At 67.9% G+C, this 15,325-nt stretch carries 18 protein-coding genes; 11 read left to right on the top strand and 7 right to left on the bottom strand.

Translation table 11 applies throughout. The features are described 5' to 3' along the window. Positions 1-27: 27 nt before the first annotated feature. The 5 genes from JC881_RS22935 to JC881_RS22915 are packed head-to-tail and all read right to left on the bottom strand — an operon-like array spanning position 28 to position 3,572. Positions 28-672: a histidine phosphatase family protein gene (locus JC881_RS22935; RefSeq protein WP_198787983.1), complete on the bottom strand. Its 645-nt coding sequence runs from the start codon at positions 670-672 to the stop codon at positions 28-30. Positions 673-715: 43 nt separating this feature from the next. Continuing rightward, positions 716-1,354 carry a DUF4136 domain-containing protein gene (locus tag JC881_RS22930; RefSeq protein WP_198787982.1) on the bottom strand — a complete coding sequence of 213 codons (639 nt, stop codon included), beginning with the start codon at positions 1,352-1,354 and terminating at the stop codon, positions 716-718. Positions 1,355-1,401: 47 nt separating this feature from the next. Further along, a complete protein-coding gene (ttcA, locus tag JC881_RS22925) occupies positions 1,402-2,343 on the bottom strand; it encodes a tRNA 2-thiocytidine(32) synthetase TtcA (protein ID WP_198787981.1) in 942 nt (313 codons plus the stop codon). A gap of 52 nt (positions 2,344-2,395) precedes the next feature. Next, a complete protein-coding gene (locus tag JC881_RS22920; RefSeq protein ID WP_198787980.1) occupies positions 2,396-2,773 on the bottom strand; it encodes a dihydroneopterin aldolase in 378 nt (125 codons plus the stop codon). 22 nt (positions 2,774-2,795) lie between these two features. Next, positions 2,796-3,572 carry an SDR family oxidoreductase gene (locus tag JC881_RS22915; protein ID WP_198787979.1) on the bottom strand — a complete coding sequence of 259 codons (777 nt, stop codon included), beginning with the start codon at positions 3,570-3,572 and terminating at the stop codon, positions 2,796-2,798. 47 nt (positions 3,573-3,619) lie between these two features. Here JC881_RS22915 and JC881_RS22910 point away from each other — a divergent pair, with 47 nt between their 5' ends. From JC881_RS22910 to JC881_RS22890, 5 genes are all read left to right on the top strand, one after another. Continuing rightward, positions 3,620-4,732, top strand: coding sequence for a class I SAM-dependent methyltransferase (locus JC881_RS22910; RefSeq protein WP_198787978.1), 1,113 nt, complete (start codon positions 3,620-3,622; stop codon positions 4,730-4,732). Between the two features lie 124 nt (positions 4,733-4,856). After that, on the top strand, positions 4,857-5,747 hold the full coding sequence (locus JC881_RS22905) for a TauD/TfdA dioxygenase family protein (RefSeq protein WP_198787977.1): 891 nt from the start codon (positions 4,857-4,859) through the stop codon (positions 5,745-5,747). Between the two features lie 36 nt (positions 5,748-5,783). Next, a complete protein-coding gene (locus JC881_RS22900) occupies positions 5,784-6,794 on the top strand; it encodes an ABC transporter substrate-binding protein (RefSeq protein ID WP_198787976.1) in 1,011 nt (336 codons plus the stop codon). Between the two features lie 78 nt (positions 6,795-6,872). Further along, positions 6,873-7,709 (top strand): ABC transporter ATP-binding protein, encoded by an 837-nt coding sequence (locus JC881_RS22895; RefSeq protein ID WP_443083370.1) that lies wholly within the window; start codon positions 6,873-6,875, stop codon positions 7,707-7,709. Beyond that, entirely contained in the window at positions 7,706-8,575 is an 870-nt protein-coding gene (locus tag JC881_RS22890; protein ID WP_198787975.1) for an ABC transporter permease, read from the top strand. The genes JC881_RS22895 and JC881_RS22890 overlap by 4 nt, the downstream gene beginning before the upstream one ends. A gap of 13 nt (positions 8,576-8,588) precedes the next feature. On the opposite strand, the gene JC881_RS22885 is transcribed toward JC881_RS22890, so the two are convergent. Continuing rightward, positions 8,589-8,981, bottom strand: coding sequence for a DUF5329 family protein (locus JC881_RS22885; RefSeq protein WP_198787974.1), 393 nt, complete (start codon positions 8,979-8,981; stop codon positions 8,589-8,591). Positions 8,982-9,092: 111 nt separating this feature from the next. Between JC881_RS22885 and hisN the strand changes: the two genes are divergently transcribed. Genes hisN through JC881_RS22860 form a run of 5 tightly spaced genes read left to right on the top strand, consistent with a single transcriptional unit; the run spans position 9,093 to position 13,041 of the window. Further along, the gene (gene hisN, locus JC881_RS22880; RefSeq protein ID WP_198787973.1) at positions 9,093-9,869 is read left to right on the top strand and encodes a histidinol-phosphatase; all 777 of its coding nucleotides are present in this window, start codon (positions 9,093-9,095) and stop codon (positions 9,867-9,869) included. A gap of 9 nt (positions 9,870-9,878) precedes the next feature. Then, complete coding sequence (locus JC881_RS22875; protein ID WP_198787972.1) at positions 9,879-10,073, top strand: DUF2905 domain-containing protein; 195 nt, start codon at positions 9,879-9,881, stop codon at positions 10,071-10,073. 17 nt (positions 10,074-10,090) lie between these two features. Further along, entirely contained in the window at positions 10,091-11,017 is a 927-nt protein-coding gene (locus tag JC881_RS22870) for an ROK family protein (protein ID WP_198787971.1), read from the top strand. A gap of 30 nt (positions 11,018-11,047) precedes the next feature. Then, positions 11,048-12,595 carry a tetratricopeptide repeat protein gene (locus tag JC881_RS22865; RefSeq protein WP_198787970.1) on the top strand — a complete coding sequence of 516 codons (1,548 nt, stop codon included), beginning with the start codon at positions 11,048-11,050 and terminating at the stop codon, positions 12,593-12,595. Further along, positions 12,592-13,041, top strand: coding sequence for a DUF1877 family protein (locus JC881_RS22860; protein WP_198787969.1), 450 nt, complete (start codon positions 12,592-12,594; stop codon positions 13,039-13,041). The genes JC881_RS22865 and JC881_RS22860 overlap by 4 nt, the downstream gene beginning before the upstream one ends. 13 nt (positions 13,042-13,054) lie before the next feature. Here the strand turns inward: JC881_RS22860 and JC881_RS22855 are convergent, their stop codons facing one another. Next, positions 13,055-14,515 carry an aminotransferase-like domain-containing protein gene (locus tag JC881_RS22855; RefSeq protein ID WP_198787968.1) on the bottom strand — a complete coding sequence of 487 codons (1,461 nt, stop codon included), beginning with the start codon at positions 14,513-14,515 and terminating at the stop codon, positions 13,055-13,057. Positions 14,516-14,720: 205 nt separating this feature from the next. Between JC881_RS22855 and JC881_RS22850 the strand changes: the two genes are divergently transcribed. Further along, complete coding sequence (locus JC881_RS22850; protein ID WP_198787967.1) at positions 14,721-15,053, top strand: hypothetical protein; 333 nt, start codon at positions 14,721-14,723, stop codon at positions 15,051-15,053. Positions 15,054-15,325 lie beyond the last annotated feature (272 nt).

The following is a 15,325-nucleotide window of genomic DNA, read 5'->3' as shown; positions in this document are numbered from 1 at the left end:
AAAGGCAAGCGGCCCATCGTGCCGTCGCTAGGTCGTGGTCTCGTCGAGCGGCGTGTCCGCCACCAGGTGGGCGATGTCGCTCCAGCCCACGAGGCTGAAGCCCTCGGGCGTCCACAGCATCCGGTTGATGGCCGCATTGCCCAATTGCCAGGTGCGCGGCGCCTGCAGCGCCTGGCGGGTGGCGGCGCGGTAGAGCACGTCCATCACGCCGCCGTGCGCCACCAGCGTGACCAGCTGGCCCGGATGGCGCGCCGCCAGCTCGGCCGCCACGTGCGTGACGCGGTCGCGGAAGGTCAGCAGGCTCTCGCCGCCGACGGGTTCGAATTCAGGGTCGCGCTCGCGCCAGCGACGGGCGTCTTCGGGCAGCGTCGATTCGATCTCCGCGAAGCTCATGCCCTCCAGGTGGCCGAAGGCGCGCTCGCGCAGGCGCGGCTCGGGCTGCACGACGAGCCCGTGCGGCCGGGCGATTTCTTCTGCGGTCTGCCATGCGCGGGCGAGGTCGCTCGCGTAGACGACCCCGATGTCCTCGTCGGCCAGCGCCTGGCCTGCGCGCTGCGCTTGCCAGAGCCCGGTGGCGTTCAGGCCGATGTCGATCTGGCCCTGGATGCGGGTGTCGACGTTCCAGGCGGTCTCGCCGTGGCGAACGGCGATCAAACGGGTGGCTTCTTGCATCCGCTCGATTCTAGAAGTGCACTGTTTCGCGGCCAGCCGCGCGTCACTTCGCCGCCGGCTTGGTCGCCGTGGCGAGCTCGATGTTCACCCGGCGCTCGCCCTGCGGCGGGTTCGGAAACCCCTGCAGCGCGGCCTGGAACATCACCGGCAGGATGGCAGCGCTCGCGTTGTAGGGGCCGTCGTTGCGGGCGCGCGTCTCGTAGACCACGCGGTTGGAGCCGGCCTCGCGCAGCACGATGCTCACTTCGCGTTCGTACCAGGGGTTGGCCGCCGGCGGAAAGTAGGCCGGGCCGCCATACCAGCCGCCGCCGTAGAAGCGGCGGCCGTAGCCGTATCCGCCGCCGTAGCCATAGCCCCAGGGGCCATCGAAGAGCCACGGATCGGCCCAGGGCGAGAGCCCGGCCGTCACGCGAGCGCCGATCTGGGCGCTGTACTGCGGCTTGGCGTCGTCGCGGCGCAGGCCCACTTTGTCGAGCGCCGCGGCGGCCATCGCCTCGAGCGAGTCCTGCCGGGCGGTGTCGGCCTGCTGCGAGGGCAGGCGCTCGAAGCGGTAGGTGGCGCCGGGCGGCACGGTGGAGAGCGAAGAGAAACTCTTCACGTCGCTGTCGACCACCCAGGAGGTGGCGCAGCCGCCGAGGGCGACTGTTGCTACTAAAAGAAGAGCTGGGAATGCACGTTTCATGAAGGGTCTCCGGGCAGCGATGCCCCAAATTCCCCTGGGTAGCCGGATCAGCCCTGGACGATGCGAAGGGCTGCGGGTGCCTGGGAGAGCAAGTCGTAGGAGGGCGTGTCGAAGGCCTTGTCGCCGTCGTCGTCGGCCACGCCCGTCGCCTTCAGACCCTTGAAGTCGTGCCGCGTTCCGTCCAGAAGGTGCGATGGCACCACGTTCTGCAGCGCGGTGAACATGTTCTCCACGCGGCCGGGGTGCTTCCTGTCCCACTCGCGCAGCATTTCGCCGACCTGCTTTCGCTGCAGGTTTTCCTGGCTGCCGCACAGGGTGCAGGGAATGATCGGGAATTCGCGGTGCTGCGCCCAGCGCACCAGGTCTTTCTCGGCCACGTAGGCGAGCGGGCGGATCACGATGTGCCTGCCGTCGTCGCTCACCAGCTTGGGCGGCATGCTCTTCAACTTGCCCGCGAAGAACATGTTGAGGAAGAAGGTCTGCAGCATGTCGTCGCGGTGGTGGCCGAGCGCCACCTTGGTCGCGCCCAGCTCGTCCGCCACGCGGTACAGGATGCCGCGGCGCAGGCGGCTGCACAGGCCACAGGTCGTCTTCCCCTCGGGAATCACGCGCTTGACGATGCTGTAGGTGTCCTGGTTCTCGATGTGGAAGGCCACGCCGAGCTCGCTCAGGTACTTGGGCAGCACCTCTTCGGGAAAGCCGGGCTGCTTCTGGTCGAGGTTGACCGCGACGATGTCGAAGTGGATCGGTGCGCGCGCCTTGAGCTTGAGTAGGATGTCCAGCATCGCGTAGCTGTCCTTCCCGCCCGAGACGCACACCATGACCTTGTCGCCCTCCTCGATCATGTTGTAGTCGACGATGGCGCGGCCGACTTCGCGGCACAGGCGCTTCTCCAACTTGTGCGTTTCGCGCTCGATCTTCAGCGAGTTGGTGGGCGCGGCGACGGTCGCGGCGTCGGCAGGCGCTTCGTCGATCCAGACGGCATTCATTGGTGGGCTACTTCAGGCAATTCGGGGGAAAGACCCCCGATTTTGCCTTGGATCACCATTCCCCGGCTTCCATGCGGATCGCCACTTCGCAGTCGTCGAAGATTTCGAGCTTGGCGATCTTCACCCGCACGCCCAGCACGCCGGGCAGTTGCAGGAGGCGGTGCACCACCTTGCCGATCAGGCTCTCCAGCAGGTTGACGTGCTCGGCGGTGCACTCGTCGATGATGATCAGGCGCACCTTGCCGTAGTCCAGCACGTGGAAGATGTTGTCGTCCTGCGGCAGCAGCGGCTGCTGGCCCATGCTCAGTTCGGCATCGACCTGGATCGGCTGCGGCGCGACCTTCTCGTGGTCCAGGATGCCCAGGTTGGCGTTGAAGCGCAGGCCCAGCAGGGTGAGGGTCTGGCGGCCGTGGGTGTGGGGGGAGGACATGGTGGTTGCTCGCAGTCGTTCTTCACATGAGCGAGAAATCGCGCTCGAATTTCATCAGGTGCTGGCCGCCGTCCACCAGCAGCGTGGTGCCGGTGATCGAGCCGTTCTCCAGCGCGAACTTCACCGTGGCGACCACGTCGGCCGGCGTGGAGGAGCGGCCCAGCGGCGACAGCTTGTGCAGCTGCGCGAACTTGTCGTCGTCCAGCATGTGGCTGGGCAGCGTGAGGCCGGGCGCGACGCCCACCACCCGCACGCGCGGCGCCAGGGCCAGCGCGAGCATCGGCGTGGCGGCTTCCAGCGCGGCCTTGGAGAGCGTGTAGCTCACGAAATCGGGGTTCGGGTTCCACAGCTTCTGGTCGAGCAGGTGCACGACCGCGCCCTGCGCATCGCGCCGCGCGAGGTGGTCGTGCAGCGCCTGCGCCAGCAGGATGGCCGCGCCCGTGTTGCTGCGCGCATGGCGCTCCATGAGCGCGTAGCCGAAGCTGGCGGTGTCGTCGTGCTCGAAGAGGGCCGCGCTGTGGACCACGGCATCGACGGTGCGAAAACGCGCCGCCACGCGGGGCAGCAGCGCGCGCGTGGCGTGCTCGTCCTCGAGGTCGGCTTCGAAGAGCGCCGAGTCGCCCGAGCGCGCCGCGCAATCGGCGGCCGTCTCCTCGGCTTCGGCGCGCGAGCTGCGGTAGTGCACCGCCACCTGCCAGCCGCCCGCCGCGAGCGCCAGCGCGATCTCGCGGCCCAGCCGTCGGCCCGCACCCGTGACGAGGACGGTACGGCGGACGGGGGGGAGGGGGGCGGTACTCATGCGAGGAGAGAGGCGAGGAGAGAGAAAGACAGAGGGAGAATGGGGGGGTGACGACCAAGACCCCGAACAGTTTACCCACCGCCCTGGACCACCTGATCGCCCGCTCCGTCGAGCGCGCGGGCGGCTGGATCGGCTTCGATCGCTTCATGGCGCTCGCCCTGTACGCGCCGGGCCTGGGCTACTACGCCAACACCTCGGCCAAGTTCGGCCACATGCCTTCATCGGGCAGCGACTTCGTGACCGCCCCCGAGCTCACGCCGATGTTCGGCCAGACGCTGGCCGCGCAGGTGGCCGAAGCGCTGGAAAAAACCGGCACCGACACCGTCTGGGAATTCGGCGCCGGCTCTGGCGCATTGGCGGTGCAGCTGCTGCACGCGCTCGACGAGATGGGCCGCAGCGACGTGCGCTACCGCATCGTCGATCTCTCGGGCACCTTGCGCGAGCGCCAGCAGCAGGCGCTGGTGCGCTATGCGGACCGCGTCGAATGGCTCGGCGAACTGCCCGAGAAGATGCAGGGCGTGGTGGTCGGCAACGAGGTGCTCGATGCGATGCCCGTGCAACTGCTGGCGCGCGTGAAAGGCCTGTGGTTCGAGCGCGGCGTGGTGCGCAATGCGGGCAACGACGGCTGGACCTGGGCCGATCGCGCGACCGACCTGCGCCCGCCGGTCGATGTGCCCGGCGAGCACGACTACCTCACGGAGATCCATCCGCAGGCGCAGGCCTTCATCGCCACGCTGGCAGACCGGCTGGACAAGGGCGCGGCCTTTCTCATCGACTACGGCTTTCCCGAGAGCGAGTACTACCACCCGCAGCGGCACATGGGAACGGTGATGTGCCACCGGGCGCACCAGGCCGATGGCGATCCGCTGGCCGACGTGGGCTACAAGGACATCACCGCGCACGTGGATTTCACCGGGATCGCGCTGGCGGGGCAGGATGCGGGGCTCGAGGTGCTGGGGTACACGAGCCAGGCGCGGTTTCTGCTGAACTGCGGGTTGCTGTCGAAGATGGAGCAGGGGACGACTGCGGAGCGGGCGATGGCGGCGCGCCTCATCCATGAGCATGAGATGGGGGAGCTCTTCAAGGTGATTGGTTTCGCAGTCGGCGCGCCGTGGGATGCGATGGGGTTTGTTGAAGGGGATCGCAGCCATACGCTGTGAAGTTCTCTTTGCTGCTTCGTTGGCTTCTCGAGACCCGGCCCCCGACTTCAAAACAAAAAACAAGTCATAAGCTAGCAACGAAGAGTTCGTTGGGAAACGAAAGGCCGGCCCCTACATTCCCGGCATGACTGCCGTTCTCTCCCACGAACCCGAGGCCGCCGCGCAGCACTTCGAAGTGCGCCCCTTCGCCGCCCCGGTCGGCGCCGAAATCGTCGGCCTCGATATCTCCAAGCCGATCAACGCCGAAGACTTCGCACGCATCCACCGCGCCCACCTGGACCATCACGTCGTGGTGTTCCGCGACCAGCAGGTCACCCCCGCCGAGCACATTGAATTCAGCCGCCGTTTCGGCCCGCTCGAAATCCATGTGCTGCATCAGTTCCAGCTCAAGAACCACCCCGAGATCCTGATCGTCTCCAACATCAAGGAGAACGGCGAGCCCATCGGCCTGGGCGATGCGGGCGTGTACTGGCACTCCGACATCTCGTACAAGACCAAGCCGAGCCTCGGCTCCCTGCTGCATGCGCAGGAGCTGCCGAGCGAAGGCGGCGACACGCTCTTCGCCGACCAGCATCTCGCATGGGAATCGCTGCCGGGCGAGCTGCAGCAACGCATCCTGCCCTTGAAAGCCGAGCACAGCTACCTCGCCAAGTACGACGAGCTGCGCGCGAAGAACCCGTGGCGGCCCAAGCTCTCGCAGGCGCAGATCGACCAGGTCGCGCCCGCCGTGCAGCCGGTGGTGCGCACGCATCCGGAGACCGGCCGCAAGGCGCTCTTCGTGAGCGAGCATTTCACGACGCGCATCGTCGGCCTGCCGCAGGACGAGAGCGATGCGCTGCTGGCCGAGCTGTTCGCGCACAGCGTGAAGCCCGAGTTCGTGTACCGCCACACCTGGGCGCCGCACGACCTCGTGTTCTGGGACAACCGCTCGCTGATGCACCTGGCCGCAGGCACGCCGGACCACCTGCGCCGGCGCCTGAACCGCACCACCATCGTGGGCGACACGCCTTTCTGATCCTTTTCGATCGTTCTTTTTTCCGGACCGCTTTCCATGAACCGCTTCACACGCAAGGCCGCTGCATTCGTTACCGGCCTCGGCCTCCTCGCCGGCAGCCTCGCGGCGCACGCCGAGGGCCAGATCCGCATCGCCGAGCAGTTCGGCATCGTCTACCTGCTGCTCAACGTCGCGCAGGAGCAGAAGCTCATCGAGAAGCATGCCAAGGCCGCGGGCGTCGATGCCAAGGTCGAGTGGATCAAGCTCTCGGGCGGCTCGGCGGTGAACGATGCGCTGCTGTCCGGCAACATCGAGATCGCGGGTGCGGGCGTCGGCCCGCTCCTCACGCTGTGGGACCGCACCAAGGGCAAGCAGAACGTCAAGGGCGTGGCGTCGCTGGGCAACTTCCCTTACTACCTGGTGAGCAACAACCCGAACGTGAAGACGATCGCCGACTTCACCGAGAAGGACCGCATCGCGCTGCCTGCGGTGGGCGTGTCGGTGCAGTCGCGCGTGCTGCAGTTCGCCTCGGCCAAGCTCTGGGGCGACAAGGAATTCAACCGCCTGGACAAGATCAGCGTGGCCATTCCGCACCCCGACGCGGCCGCGGCCATCATCAAGGGCGGCACCGAGATCACCGGCCACTTCGGCAATCCGCCGTTCCAGGAGCAGGAACTGGCGGGCAATCCGAATGCGCACATCGTGCTCAATTCGTACCAGGTGCTCGGCGGTCCGGCCTCGGCCACGGTGCTCTATGCCACCGAGAAATTCCGCAACGAGAACCCCAAGACCTACAAGGCCTTCGTCGATGCGCTCGACGAGGCGGCGAAGTTCGTCACGGCCAACCCCGAGAAGGCCGCCGACATCTACCTGAAGGTGAGCAACGCCAAGCTTGATCGCGAGCTGCTTCTGAAGATCATCAAGAACCCCGAAGTGCAGTTCAAGACCACGCCGCAGAACACCTACGCGCTGGCGGAGTTCATGCACCGCGTGGGCGCGATCAAGAACAAGCCGGCGTCGGTGAAGGACTATTTCTTCGACGACGCGCAGAACGCTTCGGGGAACTGAGTGAGCAACGCGGCCGTCCTGGATTCGCGGGGTGACTCCCTCTCCCATCGGGAGAGGGCGGGGGTGAGGGGGGAGCCTCTGGCATCGCCACCCGCCCTCACCCCAACCCTCTCGCGTGAGCGGGAGAGGGAACAAGACACGGCGCCGCTGCTCCAGGTCGACGGCGTGAGCCTCGAATACCGCACCCCCGAGCGCGTCGTGCGCGCCACGCACCGTGTGAGCTTCGACGTGCACGCGGCCGATCGCTTCGTGCTGCTCGGCCCCTCGGGCTGCGGCAAGTCCACGCTGCTGAAGGCGGTGGGCGGGTTCATCGCGCCGGTCGAAGGCGAGATCCGCCTGGACGGCCAGCGCGTGACGCAGCCCGGCCCCGACCGCATCGTCGTGTTCCAGGAGTTCGACCAGCTGCCGCCGTGGAAGACCGTGAAGCAGAACGTCATGTTCCCGCTGCTCGCCTCCCGAACGCTCGGCAAGAAAGAAGCGAACGAACGCGCGCTGCACTACCTGGACAAGGTGGGCCTGGCCAAATTCGCCGACGTGCATCCACACCAGCTCTCGGGCGGCATGAAGCAGCGCGTGGCCATCGCCCGCGCGCTTGCAATGCAGCCGCGCGTGCTCTTGATGGACGAGCCCTTCGCCGCGCTCGATGCGCTCACGCGCCGCAAGATGCAGCAGGAGCTGCTCGAGCTGTGGGACGAAGTGCGCTTCACGCTGCTCTTCGTCACGCACTCCATCGAAGAGGCGCTGGTGGTGGGCAACCGCGTGGCGCTGATGTCGCCGCATCCGGGGCGCATGCGCGCGGAGGTCAACAGCCACGGCTTTTCGCTCGCGAGTCTGGGCGGCGCCGAATTCCAGGGCACGGCGCAGCGCATCCACGACATGCTGTTCGAGGAAGAACACGCGGAGGCCGTGGCATGAGCGCCATCGTCCCGCCGATCCGGCCCGAGTACGAGCGCACGCTCGAGCCCTTCACCGAACTGGCCGTCGAGCGCACGCTGCCACTCGGCGTGCGCATCTGGTCGCAGGCCTGGTTGCGCAAGGGCCTGATCCTCGCCGTCATCGCCGTGCTCTGGGAGCTCGCGGCGCGCTGGCAGAACAACGACCTGCTGCTGCCCACCTTCACCGCCACCGCATCGGCGCTGTTCGAAGGGCTCGCGAGCGGCGAGCTGATCGAGAAGGTGCGCATCTCGCTGGCCGTGCTGCTGCAGGGGTACCTGGCCGGCGTGCTGCTGGCCTTCGCGCTCACCACGCTGGCGGTATCGACGCAGATCGGCCGCGATTTGCTGGACACGCTCACGTCGATGTTCAACCCGCTGCCCGCCATCGCGCTGCTGCCGCTCGCCTTGCTGTGGTTCGGCCTCGGCCGCGGGAGCCTGGTGTTCGTGCTGATTCATTCGGTGCTGTGGCCGCTCGCGCTCAACACCTATGCGGGCTTCCAGGGCGTGCCCGAGACGCTGCGCATGGCCGGGCGCAACTACGGGCTCAAGGGCCTGCGCTACGTGCTGCAGATCCTGGTGCCGGCCGCGCTGCCGTCGATTCTTTCGGGCTTGAAGATCGGCTGGGCCTTCGCGTGGCGCACGCTGATCGCGGCCGAGCTGGTGTTCGGCGCCTCCTCGGGCAAGGGCGGGCTGGGCTGGTACATCTTCCAGAACCGCAACGAGCTCTACACCGACCGCGTGTTCGCGGGTCTCGCGATGGTGGTGCTGATCGGCCTCCTGGTGGAAAGCCTGGGCTTCAAGACGCTGGAGCGGCTGACCGTGCGGCGCTGGGGCCAGCAGCGCTAGAGCGGCTGCTGGCTCAACCGCTCGATTTCTTCGCCTGCTGCCGCAGCGCGCGCAACTCGCTGTTGAGGAACTCGTTGGCGTCGCGCACCGCGCCGTTGTCGAGCTTCACCTTGTAGGCCTGCCCGGTCATCTCGGAGCGCGAGGCGCAGCGCTCGATGAAGTCTTCGGCCGTGGCCAGTTCCTTTTTGAAGTAGTCGTACTTCGCCTGCATGTGCTTGGCGGCATCGGCGGCGTTGTATTCGTTGCCGTTGCGCAGGAACACCATGGCGCTCATCCTGGAGACGCGCTGGATCAGCGTGTCGATCAGCTTTCCCTCGGCGTCGGAGGGCGTGGCCTGGGCCAGCGCGGCGAAGGCGCCAAGGAGCAGGGTGAGGAGCGCGGCGCGCAGGAATCTTAAGGAGGCCATTGGTTCTATCCCTGGCAATTTTCGCGCCATGCTAGGGCGACAGCCCTTGTCGTGTCAAACCCGCGTGGGCTCGGGTCTAATCGCAGTTTTGGCACGCGTTCACTCTCTCCCATGAGCTCTCCCACTCCCGATCTGTCATCGATTGCAGAGGCGCTGGCCGATGCGGCCGCCGCAAAGGCGCTGCACTATTTCCGCACGCCACTGGACATCATCACCAAGGCCGACGAGAGCCCCGTCACGCTGGCCGATCGCGCGGCGGAGACGGCGATGCGCGAGATCCTCGGCGCGCGCGTGCCGGCGGACGGCATCTACGGCGAGGAGCACGGCGCCGAGCGGCTGGACGCGGGACGCATCTGGGTGCTCGACCCGATCGACGGCACGCGCAGCTTCATCACCGGCTCGCCGCTCTGGGGCACGCTGATCGGCGTGCTGCAGGGCGAGCGCGTGGTGCTGGGCATGATCGACATGCCGGTGCTGAAAGAACGCTGGATCGGCCGGGCCGGCCAGGGCGCCACGCGCGACGGCCAGCCGGTGCGCGTGAGCAACTGCACCGAGGTGGCCAAGGCCCGCATCGTCACCACCTCGCCCGACATCTTCGCGCCGGCCGACTGGCAGGCCTTCGACCGGTTGAGCCGCCAGTGCGCGATGCGCCGCTTCGGTGGCGACTGCTACGGCTACGCCCAACTGGCCGGCGGCACCATCGACCTGGTGGTGGAAACCGGCCTGCAGCCCTACGATTACCTCGGCCCCGCCGGGCTGATCGAAGCTGCGGGCGGCGTCATCACCGATTGGCAGGGGCAGCCGCTGAACCTGAAGTCCGACGGCCGGGTCATCGCGGCCGCAACGCCCGAACTTCACCGACAAGCCATGGCGATCCTCGCGGCCTAGACTCTCCCCATGTTCCGCTGGCTGATCGTCGTCGTCCTTGCGCTGCTGCTCATGAGCGGGCTGACCGCCTGGCTGCGCCGCTTCGGCTTCGGACGGTTGCCCGGCGATTTCGAGTTTCGCGCCTTCGGCCGCGACTGGCAGTTGCCGATCGGGAGCACCGTGGTGCTCAGCATGATCGCGGCGCTGGTGGCGCGCCTCCTGTAGAGAAAAGACAAACCGCAATGAGAGCCTGCGTTGACATCGGCGGCACCAAGGTCGCCGTGAGCCTTTCCCCCTCGAGCGATGCGCCGCTGGTCGGCCGCCGCAGCGAGCCGACCGCCAAGACCGGCGACAACGACGCCGTGGCGGTGCAGATCATGCGGATGATCGACGAGGTCTGCGCCGAGCAGGGCGTCGATCCGGCCGCGATCGACCGCGTGGGCGTGTCGTCGACCGGGCCCTTCGAGTTGCGCGACGGCATGGTCGAACTGGCCACGCCCAACATCTGCGGCGGCATCGCCGGCCCGGCTCGCGGTCTGCCCAACCAGTGGATGACCGCGATCATCGAAGCCCCGTTGGCGCAGCGCTTCGGACAGGTGCGCGTCGAGAACGATGCGGTGGCCGGGCTCGAGGCGGAGCGCCACTGGGGCGCGCTCAAGGGATTCGATCACTGCGCCTATGCCACCTGGAGCACCGGCGTCGGCGTGGGCCTGTGCGTGGACGGCCGTGCGCTGCGCGGCAAGAACGGCAATGCGGGCCATGCGGGACACAGCTTCGTGGCCGACGATGCAAGCGGCGCCCTGTGCGGTTGCGGCAACCTGGGCGATGTCGAAGCGCTGGTCGCCGGCAATTCGATCTCGCGCCGCTTCGGCCAACCCGCTGCGGACCTGTTCTCGGCCGCCTCGGCCGGCGAGCCGCATGCGCTGGAAATCGTCGATGCGCTGTGCCGCGTGATGGGCCGCATGCTCTACAACATGATCATCACGCTGGACCTGCAGCGCATCAGCCTGGGCGGCAGCGTGTTCTGGCACCACCGCGATTTCCTGTTGCCCCGGCTGCAGGCGCAGATCGACGGCAAGCTGATGCCGCTCACCCGCGGCGTGCTGCTCGTGCCCGCGGGGCTCGGCGAGAAGGTCGGCGACTACGCCGCGCTGGCTTTGCTGGACTGAGCGGCCGCGCCGCAATACCCTCGGCGAACCATGCGCATCCCGACGCCCCGCCGCAAGCCGTTCGCCTACCTGCTGTTGCTGGTGGGCGGCTTCCTCGGGGCGCATCGGTTCTACCTGCGCAGCTACCTGGGCGCGGCGGCGCAACTGCTGCTGTGCCTCTTCGCAGCGACCGGGCTGCCGGGCGCGCGCGTCGGGCTGGCCCTGCTCCTGTCCTGGCTGCTGGTGGACATCTACTGGGTCTACGTCCAGCTCAAGCGGCAGGAAGCGCTCGACGCCGCCCGCCACCGGGCCGCCAAGGCCTACGACCTCCAGGCGCTCGGCCAGGCCGACGAGTTGCGCGAGCGCTTCGTCGCCGCCGCCGAAATGCACGACTGGGCCCGGGCCGTGGCGCTGGGCGAGCTGATCGTCGCCAACGCGCGCAAGGTCTTCAAGGGACCGCACCAGAACCTGGCGATGTCGCTGTGCATGCACGGCCAGGCCTGCTACCAGTTCAAGGCCTTCGACGAGGCCAAGGCCAGCCTTGAAGAAAGCCTCGCCATCGGCCGCCAGATCGGCATGCCGGCCGAGGACATGGAGATCGTCCGCAAGGCATTGGCCATGACCCTGGCCGGCATCGGCGAGCATGCCGCCGCGCGCCGGCGCCGTGCGCACCTGCCCGCGAACCTCCCCGCACACCTTTCCACGGACGGCCGCACCGGCGACGACACCGTGCTGCTGGGCCTGCTCGAAGACCAGGAGCGGCGCTACAAGGCGGCCTTCGAGCGGCGCGACCTCGCGCTCGCCGAGCGGCTCTGCGCCGAGGCCGTCCACACCAGCCGCCAGCTGTGCGGCGGGCTCGGCGAAGCCGTCGTGTTCCACCTCGTGAGCCATGCCGAGTTCTGCCGGCAGCTGCAATGGCACGACAAGGCCGTCTCCCTGCTGGACGAGAGCCTGGCCATCATCGATCAGCTGGGCCTGGACGACAGCTGGCGGCTCGGCCCGAGCAACACGCTCGCGCTGCTGCACGCCGGCGCGGGGCGCTCGGACGAGGCGGAGGTTCTCTACAAGAAGACCATTGCGATGGCCGTCGCGCTGAGCAAGGGCAACTCGACCGACGAAGTGGTGCGCGCCTTCAACAACCTCGCGTTTCTCTACGCCAACACCGACCAGGACCAGAAGGCCGAGCTCTGCTATGCGCGGGCCATGGTGCACCTGGACAAGCTCGCGTCGGAAGACAAAGGGGAGGGCGATGCCGACCTGCACGCCGACCTCCTGATCAACTTCGCCCAGCTGCACATGGCGCGCAACGAGTCCGAGCATGCCAAGCCCCTGTTCGAGCGCGCGCTGGCCATCCAGGAGCGCAGCTGCCGGGGCATTTCCACCAGCGCGGCCACCGCGCACAACGACCTGGGCCTGATCGCGCAGGACGAGGGCGACCTGCGCGAAGCGCTCAGGCACTTCAAGCGCACGCTGCTGCTCAACCAGATCTGCGCGCCGGACCACTTGGGCAACCTCGCGAATGCGCAGCGCAACATCGACAACGTGAGCCTCGCGCTGGCGGCGGTCGCGCGGGCCGCGCGGCTGGAGCCGAGCACGTGAGCATCGGGGGCGCGTTCTACGCCTTCGACCGCTACCGGCTGCGCGAACTGGTCATCGATCCGGCCAGCGTCTCGGGCTTTCTCTTCCACACGCCAGCGAACAAGGGCGGCCCGCACGCCAGCCAGACGGTCGAGCAGGCCTGGGACGTGGTGCGCGCGCTGCTGCCCGAAGCCGTGGACGGCGAGCAGCTCGAAGGCACCGAGGGCCTGGGCTGCATCTACCTCACGGCCAGCCACGTCGAGCGCGCTGCGGCACGGCTCGCGCGGCGCAGCGTGCCGGACGCGATGGCGCGCTTCACCGGCGAGCCGGCGCAGTTCGCCGAGCTCTACTGGGCGAAAGCCTGGCAAAGCGGCACCGAAGACCTCGCGGACTTCCTGGAAGGCGTGAAGCGCTTCTTCGCCGAGGCGGCTGCGCGACGCGACGCCGTCGTTTTCTACATCGTCTAGGCAGGTTGGCAGGTTAGGCAGCTGGCGCGCGCGGCGTCTTGCGCGTGGCCGACACGATCTCGCCCAGCCGCTGCAGCCCCGCGTCCACCGCCTTCGAATACGGCCAGCCGCAGTTGATGCGCAGGTAGTTGTCGAAGCGCCCCGAGTTGGAGAACTGCGCGCCCGGCGACACCAGCATGTGCTCGCGCAGCGCGGCCTCGAACACGGTGATCGACGAGCGCTGCTCGGGCAGCTCGACCCACAGCTGCAGGCCGCCGCGCGGCAGGTTCAGCCGCGTGCCGGGCGGAAAGTACTTCGCGATGGCGTCCGCCGTCTGGTCGCGCTGCACATGCAGCCGGTCGCGCAGGCGCCGCAGGTGCCGGTCGTAGGCGCCGCTCGCGATGAACTCGCCCGCGGCGATCTGCGCCAGCGCCTCGTTGTTGCGCGTCTGCGCGTACTTGAGCATTTCCACCTGCGCGTGCCAGCGCCCGGCGGTGATCCAGCCCAGGCGCAGGCCCGGTGCGAGCACCTTGTGCAGCGAAGCGCAATAGATCACGTTGCCCGTGCGGTCCCACGACTTCACTGCGCGCAGCGGCACCTCGGTCTCCACCAGGTCGCTGTAGGTGTCGTCCTCGACCAGCGCGATGCCATGGCTCTCGCACAGCTGCACGAGCCGCTGCTTGTGTGCATCCGGCATCACGCTGCCGATGGGGTTCTGCAGGTGCGGCACCACCACCACGGCCTTGATGTCGTCGTAGGTGTGGATGGCCAGGTCCAGCGCCTCGATCGAGATGCCGGTCTGCGGGCTGGTCGGAATCTCCAGCGCGCGCATGCCCAGGCTCTCGAGCACCTGCAGCAGGCCGTAGAAGGTGGGCGACTCCACGGCCACGGTGTCGCCGGGCTTGGCGACCGCGCGCAATGCGAGGTTCAGCGCCTCGATGCAGCCGTTGGTGACCAACACCTCGTCGGGCGACACCGTCATGCCCACGCGCAGGTTGCGCTGCGCCACGGCCTCGCGGAATTGCTCGTGACCCTTCTGGGACGAGGCGGTGGTCAGCAGTTCGGGCCGCTGGCGCAGCGCCCGCGTCATGGAATTGCGCAGGGCCTCGGCCGGGTACAGCTCGGGCGCGGCGCGCGCGATGGCGAAGTTGAGCTTCACGCCCGCGTGCCGCCCGCGCGCCATGAAGTTGGCCATGCGGGTGCGCATGCTGACGAACTGCGCGGGGTCCGGCGGCACGTCGGCCACGGGCTCCTCCATCGGCGCGATGGCCAGGCGCTGCGGCCGGCGCACGAAGTAGCCCGAGCGGTCGCGCGCCTCGACCCAGCCGTCGCTCTCCATCGCGCGGCACAGCTGCAGCGCGGTCGAGAGGCTGATGTCGTGCAGGCGCATGAGGCCGCGCAGCGAGGGCAGCTTGTCGCCCTGCTTGAGCGAGCCGGTGTGGATCGCGTCCACGTAGTGCGCTGCGAGTTGCCGGTAGAGCGGTAGCGAGTCCATGGCGTCGATGCTCCCCCAAACGGGCATCCGAAAACAGATGCAGTTGAACGGGAAAACGACCATAACAGATGGGCCGACGCCTGACTGTTCCGGTGCGAATAGCCAATGTTTGTGCCTGTTTTTTGAGCGCCCGAATTTCTACGATCTGGACTCGCCGAACCGCTTCTTCATCCGCTCGTTCACTCACTCACCTTCGAGGCCCGCCATGATCACCACCCTGTCCCAAGCACCCGACTCCATCGTCCTGGAGCCCGGCCAGTCCCTGCGCACCTGCGTCGATGCGGGCACCTGGCTGCAGGTGGCAGAAGGGCGCGTGCGGCTCGTGTCGCCGCCGGGCTGGTTCGGCGGCACGGTGTTCATGAGCGAGACGGCGCTCGATGAAGGCGACGTGCATCGCCTGACGCACGGCGGGTGGATCGAGGTGTCTGCGCTGACCTCTGCACACCTGCGGGTGCATGCGCCGAAGGTGTCGCCGGTTTCTGCTTATTCGGAGGCTCGGCCGGTGATGCGCTTCGTGCGGCTGCTCACTGGCTGGTAAGGGGCATTCAGGGCGGCGTGCGCAGGCCACCGGGTACTCCCCTCCGCGAATGTCCCCCGGCCTGCGGCCTCCTCCTTGATTTCGCTGCGGGGAGCACCCGATGCCCTGCGCACTTGGACGCGCTGCTGGTGTATCGCTGATCAACCAGTGCTCTGAAAGCGAGCGCGCCGATGGGGTGCCTTGCGCAGCGAAATCAAGGAGGAGGGCGAAGCCCGGGGGACATTCGCGGAGCAAGGTACCCCGTCGGCGCGATCGCCGCCCCGAACAGCAAA

Source organism: Variovorax sp. IB41 (genome assembly GCF_016405905.1).
Taxonomy (GTDB): Bacteria; Pseudomonadota; Gammaproteobacteria; order Burkholderiales; family Burkholderiaceae_C; genus Variovorax.
Note: the sequence above shows the minus strand (reverse complement) of the source record. Positions and strands in the feature narration are given on the sequence as shown.